This window comes from Streptomyces sp. NPDC001848, from assembly GCF_042891915.1.
Taxonomy (GTDB): domain Bacteria; phylum Actinomycetota; class Actinomycetes; order Streptomycetales; family Streptomycetaceae; genus Streptomyces.
Window position 1 is genome coordinate 252,749 of the sequence record NZ_JBIATP010000008.1, and the last position, 14,080, is coordinate 266,828.

At 72.0% G+C, this 14,080-nt stretch carries 18 protein-coding genes; 12 read left to right on the forward strand and 6 right to left on the reverse strand.

Annotated elements, in window-relative coordinates; translation table 11 throughout:
* Positions 1-123 precede the first annotated feature (123 nt).
* Positions 124-330, forward strand: a complete 207-nt coding sequence (locus ACFYZJ_RS18745; protein WP_388569137.1) for a hypothetical protein — start codon at positions 124-126, stop codon at positions 328-330.
* Here ACFYZJ_RS18745 and ACFYZJ_RS18750 read toward each other — a convergent pair.
* Positions 319-621, reverse strand: coding sequence for a DUF5133 domain-containing protein (locus ACFYZJ_RS18750; protein ID WP_388569140.1), 303 nt, complete (start codon positions 619-621; stop codon positions 319-321). The two genes, ACFYZJ_RS18745 and ACFYZJ_RS18750, sit on opposite strands and share 12 nt — an antisense overlap.
* A 239-nt stretch (positions 622-860) precedes the next feature.
* On the opposite strand from ACFYZJ_RS18750, the gene ACFYZJ_RS18755 reads away from it, so the two are divergent.
* From ACFYZJ_RS18755 to ACFYZJ_RS18790, 8 genes are all read left to right on the forward strand, one after another.
* Complete coding sequence (locus ACFYZJ_RS18755) at positions 861-2,048, forward strand: hypothetical protein (protein ID WP_388569143.1); 1,188 nt, start codon at positions 861-863, stop codon at positions 2,046-2,048.
* Positions 2,049-2,400: 352 nt separating this feature from the next.
* Complete coding sequence (locus ACFYZJ_RS18760) at positions 2,401-2,796, forward strand: anti-sigma factor antagonist (RefSeq protein WP_388569145.1); 396 nt, start codon at positions 2,401-2,403, stop codon at positions 2,794-2,796.
* Between the two features lie 415 nt (positions 2,797-3,211).
* Positions 3,212-4,111: an STAS domain-containing protein gene (locus tag ACFYZJ_RS18765; RefSeq protein ID WP_388569148.1), complete on the forward strand. Its 900-nt coding sequence runs from the start codon at positions 3,212-3,214 to the stop codon at positions 4,109-4,111.
* A complete protein-coding gene (locus ACFYZJ_RS18770) occupies positions 4,108-4,527 on the forward strand; it encodes an STAS domain-containing protein (protein WP_388569151.1) in 420 nt (139 codons plus the stop codon). The genes ACFYZJ_RS18765 and ACFYZJ_RS18770 overlap by 4 nt, the downstream gene beginning before the upstream one ends.
* A gap of 47 nt (positions 4,528-4,574) precedes the next feature.
* Complete coding sequence (locus ACFYZJ_RS18775; RefSeq protein WP_388569474.1) at positions 4,575-4,970, forward strand: anti-sigma regulatory factor; 396 nt, start codon at positions 4,575-4,577, stop codon at positions 4,968-4,970.
* Positions 4,967-6,052: a SpoIIE family protein phosphatase gene (locus ACFYZJ_RS18780; RefSeq protein ID WP_388569152.1), complete on the forward strand. Its 1,086-nt coding sequence runs from the start codon at positions 4,967-4,969 to the stop codon at positions 6,050-6,052. The genes ACFYZJ_RS18775 and ACFYZJ_RS18780 overlap by 4 nt, the downstream gene beginning before the upstream one ends.
* Entirely contained in the window at positions 6,049-7,797 is a 1,749-nt protein-coding gene (locus ACFYZJ_RS18785) for a PP2C family protein-serine/threonine phosphatase (RefSeq protein ID WP_388569155.1), read from the forward strand. The genes ACFYZJ_RS18780 and ACFYZJ_RS18785 overlap by 4 nt, the downstream gene beginning before the upstream one ends.
* A 109-nt stretch (positions 7,798-7,906) precedes the next feature.
* A complete protein-coding gene (locus ACFYZJ_RS18790; RefSeq protein ID WP_388569157.1) occupies positions 7,907-8,338 on the forward strand; it encodes an ATP-binding protein in 432 nt (143 codons plus the stop codon).
* Positions 8,339-8,431: 93 nt separating this feature from the next.
* Here ACFYZJ_RS18790 and ACFYZJ_RS18795 read toward each other — a convergent pair whose 3' ends face one another.
* The 3 genes from ACFYZJ_RS18795 to ACFYZJ_RS18805 form a co-directional block, all read right to left on the reverse strand.
* On the reverse strand, positions 8,432-8,713 hold the full coding sequence (locus tag ACFYZJ_RS18795) for a hypothetical protein (protein WP_388569159.1): 282 nt from the start codon (positions 8,711-8,713) through the stop codon (positions 8,432-8,434).
* Positions 8,714-8,773: 60 nt separating this feature from the next.
* Positions 8,774-9,292: an ATP-binding protein gene (locus ACFYZJ_RS18800; protein WP_388569162.1), complete on the reverse strand. Its 519-nt coding sequence runs from the start codon at positions 9,290-9,292 to the stop codon at positions 8,774-8,776.
* Positions 9,293-9,552: 260 nt separating this feature from the next.
* Positions 9,553-10,026 (reverse strand): hypothetical protein, encoded by a 474-nt coding sequence (locus ACFYZJ_RS18805; RefSeq protein WP_388569165.1) that lies wholly within the window; start codon positions 10,024-10,026, stop codon positions 9,553-9,555.
* 187 nt (positions 10,027-10,213) lie between these two features.
* Here ACFYZJ_RS18805 and ACFYZJ_RS18810 point away from each other — a divergent pair, with 187 nt between their 5' ends.
* The gene (locus ACFYZJ_RS18810; protein WP_388569167.1) at positions 10,214-10,444 is read left to right on the forward strand and encodes a DUF397 domain-containing protein; all 231 of its coding nucleotides are present in this window, start codon (positions 10,214-10,216) and stop codon (positions 10,442-10,444) included.
* A 96-nt stretch (positions 10,445-10,540) separates the two neighbouring features.
* Entirely contained in the window at positions 10,541-11,461 is a 921-nt protein-coding gene (locus tag ACFYZJ_RS18815) for a helix-turn-helix domain-containing protein (RefSeq protein WP_388569169.1), read from the forward strand.
* 46 nt (positions 11,462-11,507) lie between these two features.
* On the opposite strand, the gene ACFYZJ_RS18820 is transcribed toward ACFYZJ_RS18815, so the two are convergent.
* The gene (locus ACFYZJ_RS18820) at positions 11,508-12,326 is read right to left on the reverse strand and encodes an SAM-dependent methyltransferase (RefSeq protein WP_388569172.1); all 819 of its coding nucleotides are present in this window, start codon (positions 12,324-12,326) and stop codon (positions 11,508-11,510) included.
* Between the two features lie 279 nt (positions 12,327-12,605).
* Here ACFYZJ_RS18820 and ACFYZJ_RS18825 point away from each other — a divergent pair, with 279 nt between their 5' ends.
* Positions 12,606-13,073, forward strand: coding sequence for a peroxiredoxin (locus tag ACFYZJ_RS18825; RefSeq protein ID WP_388569174.1), 468 nt, complete (start codon positions 12,606-12,608; stop codon positions 13,071-13,073).
* A 304-nt stretch (positions 13,074-13,377) separates the two neighbouring features.
* Here the strand turns inward: ACFYZJ_RS18825 and ACFYZJ_RS18830 are convergent, their stop codons facing one another.
* Positions 13,378-14,052 carry a hypothetical protein gene (locus ACFYZJ_RS18830; protein ID WP_388569177.1) on the reverse strand — a complete coding sequence of 225 codons (675 nt, stop codon included), beginning with the start codon at positions 14,050-14,052 and terminating at the stop codon, positions 13,378-13,380.
* Positions 14,053-14,080: the final 28 nt, after the last annotated feature.

Sequence of the window (14,080 nt, forward strand, 5' to 3'; positions counted from 1 at the left end):
CTTCCGCCCCGCGACGCCGCGTATATATGCCGTCGATTTCCATTGATTCCTTTCCTTTTCGGGATGCGCTCTGCGCCATCTGGGGGAAAGGTGAGGGGAGAATCGACTCGCAGAGGAGACAGAATGTCGACGTCACAGCCCGATGCGTCGCGTCGTCCGGCCGATGACCGCGCCACGCCGGACGAGCTGCTGCACGCGTGCCCGCTCGAGACCTCGGCGGAGGATCTGGTCCTCGCCTCGGGGCGGGACATCACCCCCAGGACCCTGGCCTGGGCGGAGCGGAAGCTCGCCTCCGAGGGGCGCGCCGCGCTGGACAAGCTACTGCCTTAGTGCCTCCCGGTCCGGAATCACCGCGCCGGGGAGGGGGACGGGCCCCGGGGCCGTGATTCCGGACCGGTGCGGCTGCCGGGAGGCGTGCTTCGGGCTGTCCTCCAGGAGCAGCGCGTCCGCGGCGGCGATGGCGTCGCTCACGTCCCGGGTTCCCGTCATGACGCACAGCGTGTAGCTGACGTCCGCCAGCTCCCGTGCCGCTTCGGGTGTCTCCTGCTCGGCGAGCGCGATCCGCAGGGTCGCGTACCGGGTCAGCAGTCTTCTGATGGCCTTCGGATCCGGAACGAGCACAGTGGGGCCCTTTCTCTGGTTTTTCCGTCCCGGCTCCCCCGTCTCGGGTGAAGCATGCACAACTCGTCCCACACGACCCGCTTTTGGCGCGATCTCGTCCCTCCCTGCCCCCACGGCCCTCCTCGGCGGACGGGGCGGGAGCGCGACACGCGATCATCACCCACCCTGCCTTCCTGGCCCTTGACGTGCGCGGACCATACTGGGAGGCGCCCCCTTGTCCCCTTTCCCCAGAGTGATCCATGGCAAAGTCCCCCACCGCCCACGCCGCGGCTCCCGACACCGTGTGGCTGGCCCGCGGGCGGCATCCCGGCCCGGGCGCCGAGGACGCCGTCCGCCGTCGCCTGCGCGAGTTGAAGAGCGAGAACGTCATCCAGGACGAGACCGAGTTCGACGGTTCCCGGGACGGGGTGCCCGCGCGCGCCTTCGAGGCGCGGTGGCTCGTCGCGGACGATGTCGTCGTACGGGCCCGCCTCGACGTCGGGGCGCCCGACGACAAGGACGGCGCCCAGGAGTGGGTGCTGGTGGCCGAGGCGGACCGGGCCTGGGAGCTGCACTGGCCCTCACCGGCCACCGTCTTCTGGCCCGACGACCCGGACGTGCCCTGGGACCACGACGTGGTGGCCGGGCTGCGCTTCAGGGGGATCAACCCGCTGCCCGCGGAGGACCGGGCGCTGCGGCGCCTGCTGAAGGACTGCGCGCGCCACTCGTGGAGCATCCACGTGGTCGTCCACGAGGCGATGACCCCCGACGAGCGCGGGCTGCGGCCCCTCGCGCCGCTGCTGCCGCCCAGCCTCAGGCACCGCGTCGTGGAACACCGGGCCGCGCCCGAGCAGTTCCAGGTGGTCAACTGGGCGCTGTACGACCTCGGCGCACGGGTGCCCCGAGGTGGTGCCGTGGTGCTGCCCGCGGCGCCGTCCGCCCCCGGAGCCGACGACAACGGGTTCAGCGTACGCACGGTCTTCCTCGACGGTTCGCGCCCCACCGAGCTCATCGACACCGTGCGACGCTTCGCGGAACAGCCCGCGCCTCTGCCCGAGGGCGCCGAGGAAGCCCTGTCCGCGCTGCGCGAGCAATGGCATCTGACCACCCTTGAGGAGGAACTGGCCATGGCGCGCCGCCAGATCGCCGCCTACGCCGAGGCGCTCGAGGCCATGACGAAGTCGCGGGACATGTACAAGGAGGCGGCCGAACTCGCCCACGAGGCGCTTGCGGCCTACCAGGAGTCCGGCGGGCTGCCCGCACCGCGCCGACCACGCAAGGGGGAAGGTTTCTCCTTGCGTACCCTGGCCAAGCCCCTGGAGCGCGTGGTGGACGGGGTGAAGTCGCTCGGCGTACCGGGCCCGCAGGACCGTGACGCCGCCTCGGAGGCGAAGCCGTCCGCGGAGACACCTCCGGCCGGGCCACCGGACGCCGGGGACCCGAAGTAGCCGCCCGGCCCCGCGCCCGCGTGCCGTCGGCACAGGGGGCCCCGCCGTATGCCGGGGGAGGGACATCGGCGGGGCCGACGGCTCGAGGCGCCAGGGGGAGGGCGCCGACGAGCGGTCCGAGGTGCTGCTGCCCGGCTTCCCGGGAAGTATGCGTGGGCGGTTCCACCTCGTGTCCGCCATTCGTGACGGCCAGGTGTAGGCGGAGGTCATCGGGGTACTCGGCGCCGAACTCGCTGTCGGATGCCGCTCCGACAGCGAGATGTTGATCACCTCCGGAGCGCGGGTCGCGGTGCATCGGTCGCCCGCCCCGGGGTAGGCGAGCCCCGCCACGCCGTACGGATGGGAGGACATTGTGTCGGCTGAGCAGACGCCGCTGTCCATCGATGTGACGATGCCCCGGGAGGATGTCGCGCTGGTCACTGTGAAGGGTTACCTGGACGTCGACACGGCGACGGAGCTGCACCACCATCTCGCCAACCAGATGCACCACGGCCGGCAGCATCTGCTGCTCGACCTGTCGGAGGTGCCGTTCATGGACTCGTCCGGCATCAACATCATTCTCAACGCCTACAAGGAGACCCGTCAGGTCGGCGGCTCGATCGGCCTGATCGACCCGGCCCCGGCCGTGCAGCGGATCCTCGACCTGACGGGGGTGAGCCTGACCGTTCCGTCCTTCAAGACCGTTCAGGACGCGCTGGACGCCACGGGGGACGCTCTGATCCGACACGAATTGTCGGACACGCCCTAGTGCTGTAGTGGGAAGGGTTCACCGGCAGACCTTTCCAGCCACAGTGCCGGCGCGCACCGGGCCCCCGTAGGCGGGATGTTGCTCAGGGCGCCGGGCCGTGGGCGCACCGACGAGACCGGTCACCGTGCGAGGTGACCGGCTCGGTGTGCTGACGGCCGCTCAACTGGCGCACCGGTCACGGGGAACGTCGTCCGCCCGGGTGGTCTCGTGTTCGTCGTCGCCCGCCGCGAACGGCCCGACGCCGTGGATACGGACGGCAGTTGGCGAGGTCGCCCGATCGTTGGACGATCTCCGAGGCGGCCTCGGACGCCCAGGGGGATCTCCCATGATTACAGTGGTCGCGCGACAAGGAACCGCGCTCTCCGGGCAGGCTCCCCGGCCGTCGGGGGAGGGTACGTACGAAGGAGACAGGGACGTGACGGACCAGGAGTCGGCAACGAACCCAGGCGTGTCGACAAGGGTCGTGGGGGACTTCCTGCTGCGACGTCGGGAGCAGATCTCCCAGCGCTGGGCCGACCAGACACTGTTCCGTACGGTGTTCACGGTGTCCCGGGACGAGGCGGTGGAAGCCGCCGGCTCCCTGGTGGAGGCGCTCGCCGCGGTGGCCGCCTCGGGACGGATCGAGGATCTGCGGGCCCCGGGCTTCGGGGGGATTCGCGAGCAACTCGCGCGCATGGCGGCCTCGCGGGCCCGTGCGGGAGCGACGCCGTCCCAGATCGCCGACGAGGTGGCGGCCCTGGGCCCCTCGATCAGGGAGCTGCTGAGCGCCGAACTGTCCGGGTCGGACGGCGAGGGAAACGGATCGCACGCCGTCGCGCTCACCGCTCTGCTGGGCACGCTGCGGGTGCTCGTCATGGAGACCGCCCTGAGCACGGGCGAGGAGATCATCGAGCGGCAGCGGCTGCAGCTGCTCGAAGTGGCCACGCCCGTCATCAAACTGTGGAGCGGTATCGTCGCCGTGCCGCTCATCGGCACCCTGGACAGCGCCCGCAGCCAGGTGGTGATGGAGAGTCTGCTGGACGCCGTCGTCGCCCAGCGGGCCCGGTTCGCCATCCTGGACATCACCGGAGTGCCCACCGTGGACTCCCTGGTGGCGCAGCACCTGATGAAGACGGTCGCGGCGGCCCGCCTCATGGGCGCGGAGTGCATCGTCTCCGGTATCCGGCCGGCGATCGCCCAGACCATCGTGCATCTGGGAATCGACCTGGGGTCGGTCCTCACCCGGGCGAGCCTGGCCGATGCCCTCGCCTACGCCCTGCACGAGCTGGGCGCCGTGATCGTCGACCGGGCGGGCCAGGGAGGGGGCCAGCGGTGACCGGCGGTTTCCAAAACCCGACGGGTCCCTCCGTCCCCGTACTCAAGCTCGGTGACGTGCTCCTCGTCACCCTCCAGGGTGAACTGGAGGACAAGGCCGCCGAACAGCTGCAGCAGGACGTCAGCGAGGCCATCGCGGGCAGTTCCGTCACCGGAGTGGTCATCGACGTGTCCGGTGTGGAGATCGTCGACTCGTTCCTCGGGCGGGTGTTCGCGGAGATCGCGGCGAGTGCCAAGCTGCTCGCCGCGGAGACCGTCGTGGCCGGCATGCGCCCCGCGGTGGCCATCACCCTGGTGGAACTCGGCCTCACGCTGCCGGGTCTGCGCACCGCGCTCGACACCGACGCGGCCCTGAGGATGCTGACACAGTCGTCCACGCCCGTGTCCCAGGGTCCGGCACGCCAGGAGAACGCGTGACGGAGACATCGGGCCGCGTCACCACATGCCTGCCCATCCGCACGGACATGGATCTGGCGTGGGTGCGGCAGCATGTGCGGCAGGCGGCTGCCGAGATCGGTTTCGGTCTGGTGGAACAGACCAAGCTGATCACCGCGGCCAGCGAGCTCGCACGCAACACACTCGTCCACGGCGGAGGCGGACAGGTGGAGTTCGCCTTCCTCGACAACGGCCGCGCCCGGGGCCTGCGCCTGTCCTTCGTCGACGAGGGGCCGGGCATCCCCGACATCGAGCGGGCCCTCACCGACGGCTACACCTCTGGCGGCGGCCTCGGCCTGGGCCTCGGCGGAGCCCGGCGGCTGGTCCACGAGTTTTCGATCGACTCCCGTCCCGGCAACGGCACCCGGGTCACCGTGGTCTGCTGGGCCGCCGCACCGCCGCGGCCCCGGGAGGAGTTCCGATGACCCGCGTCTGGGACGTGCCCGTGCACGACTCGACCCGGGTCCGGGACGTCGCGGTGGCGGCACGTGAGGCCTGCGACCACGCGGGGTTCGACGACGGCCGTTCGGCCGCCGCCGTGCTCGTCGCCACCGAGCTCGCCACCAACCTGCTCAAGCACGCGGGCGGCGGCCGGATCCTCATCGACACGGTGGACGCGGACCTCACTCCGGAGGCGGCCGCCGGCGAAACGGCACTGCAGATCGTCGCGATCGATCACGGCCCCGGCATCCCGGACCTCGCGGCCGCGCTGGGCGACGGCTTCTCCACCACGGCCTCGCTGGGTGCCGGTCTCGGCACCTGCGGGCGCATAGCGGACGACTTCGACCTGCACAGCGCACCCGGACGGGGCACCGTCGCCCTGGCCCGGATAAGGGCCTCGTCCGGTCGCCGGCGGTACGGGCACGCCCGGCAAGTGCACGCCCGGCACGACCACGCCCCGGTGTGGGCCGGCGGCGTCAACATCCCCCTGACCGGACTTCAGTCGGGTGATGCCTGGGCGTGTGTGAGGTTCGGGGAGCGGATCACCATGCTGCTCGCCGACGGACTCGGGCACGGCCCGGCCGCGGCCCAGGCCTCCGACGCGGCCGTCCGGCAGTTGCGGGAGAGCGCACACCTGCCGCCGGCGGAGCTGCTCGGCGTTCTGCACACGGTGCTGCGCAGCACCCGGGGCGCCGCCGTCGCGGTCGCCCAGCTCGACCTCGCGCAGGGGAGTCTGGAGTTCTCCGGTATCGGCAACATCGGTGCCCGGTTCCGTTCCGACGGCGGCTGGCAGCACCTGCTGTCGCATCCCGGCATAGTCGGCGCCCACCGCCCCGCCCACATCCCCCGCCGACGGCTGCCCTGGTCGCCCGACTGTCTCCTCGTCCTGCACAGCGACGGGCTGCCCAGCCGGTGGTCGCTGCGGGACGACGTGCCCACCGCGGAGCTGGACCCCGGGGTGACGGCCGCCGTGATCGTGCGGGACGCCAGCAGTGCCGCCCGGCCCGTCCGCGACGACACCACGGTGACCGTGCTGTCCCCCACACCGCCGAAGCGTGAACCATGACCCACACCTGGCAGATCATCACCGTCGTCGACGCCGCCCGGGCCCGGATCGCCACTGCCCGGCTCGCGGCCGACCTCGGTGTCTCCGTCATCGAGCGCACCCGCCTGGTCACCGCGCTCACCGAGCAGCTGCGCCAGTGCCTCACCAAGGGCGGCGCCTGGCGGCTGGCCCTCGGGACCACTCCCCCGTCGCGGCACGAGGAACAGCCACGGCTGTGGGTCACGGTCCGTCCCGACCCGGACGAGCGCCCTGACGAGGAACCGACGTGGCAGGCGCGGGTCCCGGCGCCGGAGCGGGGCGGCCGGGCCGACGCGGTGGCGGTGCGCGCCTCCCCGCCGGCCCTCGCCGAGGCGCTCTTCAGCGCCGACGACGACACCGCGCGCGTCCTGGACGCGCTGACGGAGCAGGAGGCGCTGGTCGCCTTCCACCGTGAGGAGCTGCACCAGACGAACCAGGGCGTCCTCGCCCTGCACGCCGAGCTGGACGCCGCCGGGCAGGCGCAGCGCGAGCTGTTCGCGGCCGAGCGGGCCGCGCGCACGGAGGCCGAGGAGGCGCGCCGCCGGCTCACCTTCCTCGCCGACGCCAGCGCGGCACTGACGGCGTCCCTGAACCACGGCGAGATCGTGCGCCTGCTCCCCGAGCTGCTGACCCCGACGTACGCGCGCACCGCCGACGTGTGGCTGCTGGGCGACGAGGAGGCGGAGCCGAGTCACGCGCCCCGCCCGGCCGCCGCCGTGCTCGCCGCCCGCACCGGCCGTCCGCAGTACGCGGCGCCCCATCCGGGCGGTCTGCCCGGCGTGGACGACCGGCCGCCCTCCGCCCTGCACCCCACCCGGCCGCTGCTGTGCCTCCCGCTGTCGGCGCGGCAGGTGCCGCTCGGCGTGATCACCCTCACCCCGCCCGGCGACCGGTGGGACCCCGACGACGCCGTGATGCTGATCGAACTGGCCCGCCGGGCCGCCATCGCGATCGACAACGCCCAGCGCTTCGAGCACAGCCGTGACATCGCCGAGACCCTGCAGCGGGCGCTGCTCACCGAGCTGCCCGCCACCCCCGGGCTCAGGCTCGCCGCCCGCTATCTGCCCGCGACCCACGGGCTCAACATCGGCGGCGACTGGTACGACGCCTTCCTGCAGCCCGACGGGAGCCTGATCACGGTGATCGGTGACGTCACCGGGCACGGGCTGCACGCGGCGGTGATGATGAGCCAGCTGCGGACGGCCCTGCGCGCGTACGCCGTCGACGGGGGCAGCCCGGGCCGGCTCCTCACCCGGCTGCACCTGTTCCTGCACCATCTGCAACCGGATCTGTACGCCACCGCGGTCATCGCCCGCTTCCGGCCCGGTGAGCCGGTGCTGACCTGGGCCGCTGCCGGTCATCCGCCCCCGGTGCTGCGCACGCCCGACGGCCGGGTGCACACCCTCGACGCCAAGCCGGGCGCCATGCTGGGCGTCCCGGTGCAGCAGGAGATCGAGGACCACACCGCGCCCCTGCCGCCCGGCTCCACGCTCGCCCTGTACACGGACGGCCTGGTGGAGCGGCGGGTGTACGGCATCGACCCGGGCATCGAGCGGCTCGCCGAGGCGATGTCCACGCTCGCCGTGCCGGACCGGGACGGCGGTCTGGAGAGCGCCGCGGATCGGGTACTCGAGCCGATGCTGCGGGACTCGGCGGGCGAGGACGACGTGTGCCTCCTGTTGTGCCACATCGACGGTGAGACGGACGGGGAGCCGCCGGTGCCGTGATCCTGGATGCGTATCCTCCGGCTTTCTGGCAACCGTCATAAGGGGGGCCGGGCGACGGCGCGACGAACGACGACAACCGGCCGGAGTGCCGGCCGGTGGGAAGGACGGCATGGCAACCGAGCCGCGTTGGGACAAGGCCTGGCCGTTCGAGACGGTCGAGGCCCTGGTGGCCGATTTCGGCGGTGACCTGCCCGACGTCACCGGGGCACGGCTGGCCGCCGAGGAGTTTCTGCGACGGCTGGCCCGGGCTTCGCCCCCGACGAGTCCCGAGTACTGGAACGACATACTGCTGGTGGTCGACGAGCTGGCGGCGAACGCCGTCCAGTACGCGCCCGGGCCGTTCGGCCTGCGGATGCGTCCGACGTACGACGGTGTCCATGTGACGCTGCACGACACCAGTACGACCCCTCCCGCACCGCGCCCCTTCAAACCGGGCCAGAGCGGAGGCATCGGCTGGCACCTGGTGCACACGCTGTGCCACCAGGTGAGCGTGGTCGTCCAACCGGACGGCAAGGACGTCCATGTGTTCCTGCCCTGGTAGGGCGCGGGGTCTCTCGGCCCGCGCCCTGCCGAGGCGGAAGCCCCCGCGCTCACCGCCGGTCGACCTACGGTGAGCGCGGGGCGGCTCGTGGGGTCAGGCCGCCCGCCACCGCGAGCCGGAACCGTCCGGCGCGGTGCTGCCGGGGGCCCGGGTGCGTCCGGCTTTCTGGGCGGTGGGCTTCTCGGGGGCCCGCGGCACGGTGCCGGTGCCGTCCGCGTGGTCCGGGGATGAGTGGGGCACAGCGCGCAGCCGGCGGCGTGCCGCGCCGCGCGCCTTCCTGGTGCGGCCCGGGGTGAGCAGACGTTCCTCGTAGCTGCCGAGCGCCAGCACGAGGCACAGCATGGACACCGGCATGAGCAGGGCTACGGCGATCATGTGGGCTCCTTCACAGGCGTCCCGTTCCGCGTTGCCCGGCTTCGCCCGTGGAAACACGATTCAGCCGAGTGGCACGAGCACGCTGACGGCCTTGCCGTCCGCGTGGGGCTCGATGACGATGTCGCGCGCCAGCTTGATGATCAGCGGCCAGCCGAACCCGCCCCGGTCGTGCCTGTTCGGCAGCTCGCCGGTGCCGAACGCCACGGAGGGGACGTCCGGGCTGCGGTCGTGCACGACGAGCCGCACGCCCTCCCGCGTCGGGACGGCCTCGAAACCGACGAGCCCGCCGCCGTGGCGGATGGCGTTGGACACCAGTTCGGAGGTGACGAGCAGCAGGTCGGTGACGGCCTGCTCGGCCGGCTGCACGGGGGCGGCCTCCCAGTGGCTCCGGACGACCGCGAGCACGCGCGCGCGCGCCGTGGCCGCGCTCGTCACCGGGCCACCGGGTGACGATGGATCGCTCTGCCGCACGCCGTCGGGCGGGTGCGCGTGCTGCCGCCGTACGACGGCACCGGTGCCGCGCTCGTCGGTGGCCTGCCGGTTCCCGTCGTCCCGCGAGGAAAGGTCGACCGGTTTCATCGCGCGCGCAAGGAGTCGGGCAGGCCTGCGGGGCCCGTGGCGTCGCCGAGACGGCACTGGGCCTGAGGGACGGGCGTCGGAGTGGCGTCGTGTCGTTCGTTCATCGACCCACGCCTACCCGTCCGTGGGCGAGCCATGAGTACGAAATGATGCTCCGCGCGGGATCCGCCGGCGCGGAGTGGCCGCACCCGGACGCTTCGACCCCGGCCCGGGCGCTTCGATCGGCCGACCCGGAGCTTCGGCCGACCGGCCCGAACGCCTCAGCCGGCCAGTGTGGAAGCGAGTTCGCTCGCGGCCTCGACGAGGTCGGCGTCCTGTTCCGCGAGCAGTTGACGCAGCACGCCCCGGTCGGCGCGTACGGCGCGGCGGGCCGCGCGCTCCCACCCCACGTAGTCCTGGGGGTAGTTGAGCAGTTTGGGGTAGGCGGAGGCGGTGCTCTCCCACTGGTGGGCGTCGGCGATGCTCCTCAGCAGGCGCAGGATCTCCACGCGACAGGTCACCTGGGGAAGCCGGGCCAGCTCCCACAGGAACGGGACCGTGGCCGCGGTGGCCTGGTCGACGACGAAGCCGTACTGGCAGATGCGCTCCCGCAGATGACCGAGGGCGGCCCGGGCGGTGGGCTCATCGCCCCGGGCGACGTCGTGGAGCAGGACCGGGATGGCCTCGGCGGAGCCGCTGGAGTCCTTGATGGAGTCCCACGGCACGTGCCCCAGGTCCTTCAGTGGTGTGGCCATTTCCACTCCCGCAAACAGTGTGGGGCCAAGAACGACACGGCATTGCTACGGCACACGGCACCGCTCTGATGCGACGTCAGCACCCGGCGTCTGTGAAGCGATGGACGCCGCCGCTATTATCCACGCAGTCAGTACCGTCGTGCAATTGCATGGAAAATTGCACGACGGGGAACGGAAGGAGACTGCGGTGCCTTCAGTGCCGAACGGAGTGCGGGCGGGGTCGCTGGACGCCCGCTGGGTCAAGAGCGGGCGCAGCAACGCCGAGGGCAACTGTGTCGAGCTGGCCCGTCTGGCCGACGGGGCCATCGCGGTGCGCAACTCGCGCGATCCGGAAGGGCCCGCGCTCGTGTACACGCCTGCCGAGGTGGCCGCGTTCCTGGCCGGCGCCAAGGACGGGGAGTTCGATCACCTGGTGTGAGCCGGGATCCGGTCGGTCGGATGCCGTCCCCTGCGACGGGGCGCGGGAGAATGCGATAATGCGGGCCTCAAGTCCGTCGGCCTGCTGGGAGTCAGGATGTCCGCCTCGTCGCACCGCGTCTCCCGTCTCGAACCGTATCTCACCCGGAGCCAGCCCGCTCCGACTCTTCTGAAGATGCTGGTCGGCGTGCAGTTGGCGGGTATGCGCGAGGACGCCGGTCTCTCCCAGGAGCAGGCGGCGCGGACGCTGGGGTTCAGTCCGGCGAAGCTGTCCCGCATCGAGGCGGGCAAGGGCCGCAAGCCGCCCACGGAAGACGACGTCCGCGCGCTGCTGCGGCTGTACCGGGCGGACGACCACGAGGCGTCGGTGCTGGTCCAGTTGCTGCATCGGGCCGGAGAGCCGGGGTGGTGGCAACGCTACGACAAACGGCTGATGCCCGAGTGGTTCGACCGCCTGGTCGGGCTGCAGGAGGCGGCCACCGCGATCCGTACCTTCGAAATCCAGTACGTGCCGGGGCTGTTGCAGACCCCGGCCTACACCCGGGCCGTGGTGGAGCGTGGTCTGCCGACGGCGTCGGCCGCCGAGGTGGAGCGCCGGGTGGAACTGCGAATGCGGCGGCGTGAGCTGCTGTCGCGTCCGGACGCGCCTCAACTGTGGGCCGTCGTCGACGAGTCGGTGCTGATGCGGGTGCTGGGCGGCCGCGAGGTGATGCGTGAGCAGCTCGAGCACCTGGTGGAGATGGCGCAGCGGCCCCATGTGACCGTGCAGATCGTGCCGTTGGACGTGACGAACGCGTCGGCCCCGGCGATCCCGGTCACGTATCTGCGCTTCGGCGGCGCGGATCTGCCGGACATCGTCTACCTGGAGCACATCAGGAGCGCCAACTTCCTGGAGGACCGGGACGAGACGGAGGAGTACCGGGTGGTACTGGACCGGCTCGCCGACGAGGCCCTCGACCCGCGCGAGTCACTGGCCCTGTTGCGCAGGACCCTTCGGGAGCGTTACCCGGCCGGGTGACCGGTGCGTGGACGTCGGTGGACGCCCCCCCGGTGCGGCTGACGTGTCAGCGGATGCGTCCCACCCCCCCGAACTCGATCCACTCCTGGGTGAGTTGGCGGGGAGCGACCTCGGAGTCCGGCCGCCAGGTGGAGACCTCCACCAGACCGGGTTCGAGGATGTCCATCCCGTCGAACCAGGCTTCCACGTCCTTCTCCTGGCGTACTCGCCCCCAGTGCCCCTGCGTGGCACGGTCCATGAAGTCGGTGACGAAGTCCCGGACTTCGGCGTCCTCGCTGACGAGCTGGCACATCACCATGAAGCTGCCGGGCACGAGGCGCTCGGCCACGCGGCGGACCAGGGCGGGCGGTCCGTCGGTCTCGCCGTCCGGGATGCAGTGCATCACCGAGTTGAACAGCACGGCGACCGGCTGTGAGAAGTCGATCAGGCGCCGGGTCTCCGGGTGAGTGAAGACCGTCTCGGTGTCCCGCATGTCGGCCTGGATCACGGCGGTGCGCTCGTCCTGCTCCAGGAGGGCCCGGCCGTGCACCAGGACCATCGGGTCGATGTCGACGTACACGACGTGGGACGCGGGGTCGACGCGCTGGGCGACCTGGTGGACGTTGTCCTGGGTGGGCAGCCCGGAACCGTGGTCGAGGAACTGGCGGATGCCGTACTCCTCCGACAGCGTCCGCACGACCCGCTGCAGGAACCGCCGGTTGTTCAACGCGAGCGCCCGCGTGCTGGGCACGACCTTGTCGAGTTCCTCGCAGGCGGCACGGTCGGCCGCGTAGTTGTCCTTGCCGCCCAGGTAGTAGTCGTACATACGGGCGGCCGTCGGCACCGTGGCGTCGATCGACGTGGACCACTGCCTGCCAGACTGCATCGTTCCCCCAGATTTGGGCCGCGCCCTCGAACCGGCTCGGCGGGCACACCATCCTAGGGAACCGGCGTTCGGCGATTCCAGTCCCCGAACGAAGGACACCGTGCCAACTCAGCTCCCATTCCCCCGTGTTACGGAAGAGGCTCACAGGATCCGTCGTGGCCAGGCTTGCGAGCCGACGGCACCGGCCCCCGGCGCACGCCCGGCGGACCGTCCCCGTAGGATCGGCGCGGGCAGGCCCGGGACGGGCGCCGGTACCGGCGAGGACGAGGAGATCCAGTGATGGCGGGTCGTGTCGAGGTGGGCGCCAAGGTCGAGGACTTCACCCTGCCGGACGAGACGGGCACCGGGCGACGCCTCACCGAACTCCTCGCCGACGGGCCGGTCGTGCTGTTCTTCTACCCCGCCGCCCTCTCCCCCGGCTGCACCGCAGAAGCGTGCCATTTCCGGGATCTGGCCGCCGAGTTCGCGGCCGTCGGCGCGCGGCCGGTCGGCATCAGCGGGGATGCGGTCGACCGGCAGCAGGAGTTCGCCGGACGCCACACGCTCGGCTTTCCTCTGCTGTCGGACGAGGACGGCACCGTCCGGGAGCGGTTCGGGGTCCGGCGGGGCCTCTCCCTGGCACCCACCAAGCGCGCCACCTTCGTCATCGACCAGGACCGCACCATTCTGGAGGTGGTGCGCAGCGAACTGCGCATGAGCGCGCACGCCGACCGGGCGCTGGCCGCGCTGCGGGCCCGCAGCAGCTGACGGCCGGCGGATCGGTCCGCCGCCAGCCGGCACAGGAGCGTCGACCGGCCCGGGCCGCTCGACCGGAGAGCGGCCCGGGCCGGTCCGCGTCCGGGCCGGCATCGGCGCTCCCCCTTCCGCAGGCCGACTCCTCGCGCAGGAGTCGGCCGAATGTGTTCTGCGTCAAGCGTTGACCAGAAAGCGCTTACCCTCTACGGTCCGTTCAGCAGCGTGAACCGACTGTCGTCGCCTAGCCCGCTTTCCTCCCCCACAAGGAAGGCCCGCCGCTCCGGTGGTTCGGGGCGGCGGGCCCGGGCCGGCCCGGTCAGTGGGCGGGCCAGCCGTCCAGGTGGCGGTGGAGGGTGACGGTGGGACGCTCATCGCCCTTGGGAGCGTGCGCGACCGCGTCGTGGAGCACGGTGTTCACCTCGGCGGCCAGGGCGTCGGCGCGCGTCTTGAGGTCGGTGGCCGGCAGGGTCGAGCGGGTCAGCGCGTCCAGCCGCCGGTGGATGTCGGCAAGCCTGCGCCGGGTCCCCTGGTCCAGCGTGAAGGGGCGGGGCGTGGAGACGACGAACTGGTAGGCCCCGGCGAGGGTCTGGCAGCCGTCGCAGTGCTCGTTGACCGCGTCACCCCGGTTGAGCGCGGTGAGATGCGTGTGCTCTCCGGCCATGGTGACGATCTGGAAGGACAGCGCGACCGAACGGCAGTGGTCGTCGACCGAGCAGCCCACCCCGACGGCGTTCGCCTGGTTGCGTACGCTCGCGGCGTCGACCGTGCCGAGTTGGCGCACGGTGAGGGAGTCCCTGGTCTCGGTGTGGTGTCGGAAGTCGGCGCGGCTGAACGTCTGGTCGGTGGCGACCGCGGTGTGGTGCGGCGTCCCGGTCGCCGCCTGCGCCGGTACGGCGGTCGCGAGTCCGGCCGCCCCGGCGGCGAACAGCCCGACGCGCACGGCGCGCCTGGTGAGGGCGGATTGCGAACGGACTTTGCGATGCTGGTTCATATGGTCTCCCGCTGGAGTGGTGTCGTCG

What these genes read in the sequence shown, in the direction of transcription:
- ACFYZJ_RS18745 (WP_388569137.1), top strand. Translation starts at nt 124, where the DNA reads ATGTCGACGTCACAGCCCGATGCGTCGCGTCGTCCGGCCGATGACCGC.
- ACFYZJ_RS18755 (WP_388569143.1), top strand. Translation starts at nt 861, where the DNA reads ATGGCAAAGTCCCCCACCGCCCACGCCGCGGCTCCCGACACCGTGTGG.
- ACFYZJ_RS18775 (WP_388569474.1), top strand. Translation starts at nt 4,575, where the DNA reads ATGGATCTGGCGTGGGTGCGGCAGCATGTGCGGCAGGCGGCTGCCGAG.
- ACFYZJ_RS18780 (WP_388569152.1), top strand. Translation starts at nt 4,967, where the DNA reads ATGACCCGCGTCTGGGACGTGCCCGTGCACGACTCGACCCGGGTCCGG.
- ACFYZJ_RS18785 (WP_388569155.1), top strand. Translation starts at nt 6,049, where the DNA reads ATGACCCACACCTGGCAGATCATCACCGTCGTCGACGCCGCCCGGGCC.
- ACFYZJ_RS18790 (WP_388569157.1), top strand. Translation starts at nt 7,907, where the DNA reads ATGGCAACCGAGCCGCGTTGGGACAAGGCCTGGCCGTTCGAGACGGTC.
- ACFYZJ_RS18795 (WP_388569159.1), bottom strand. Translation starts at nt 8,713, where the DNA reads ATGATCGCCGTAGCCCTGCTCATGCCGGTGTCCATGCTGTGCCTCGTG.
- ACFYZJ_RS18800 (WP_388569162.1), bottom strand. Translation starts at nt 9,292, where the DNA reads ATGAAACCGGTCGACCTTTCCTCGCGGGACGACGGGAACCGGCAGGCC.
- ACFYZJ_RS18805 (WP_388569165.1), bottom strand. Translation starts at nt 10,026, where the DNA reads ATGGCCACACCACTGAAGGACCTGGGGCACGTGCCGTGGGACTCCATC.
- ACFYZJ_RS18815 (WP_388569169.1), top strand. Translation starts at nt 10,541, where the DNA reads ATGTCCGCCTCGTCGCACCGCGTCTCCCGTCTCGAACCGTATCTCACC.
- ACFYZJ_RS18820 (WP_388569172.1), bottom strand. Translation starts at nt 12,326, where the DNA reads ATGCAGTCTGGCAGGCAGTGGTCCACGTCGATCGACGCCACGGTGCCG.
- ACFYZJ_RS18825 (WP_388569174.1), top strand. Translation starts at nt 12,606, where the DNA reads ATGGCGGGTCGTGTCGAGGTGGGCGCCAAGGTCGAGGACTTCACCCTG.
- ACFYZJ_RS18830 (WP_388569177.1), bottom strand. Translation starts at nt 14,052, where the DNA reads ATGAACCAGCATCGCAAAGTCCGTTCGCAATCCGCCCTCACCAGGCGC.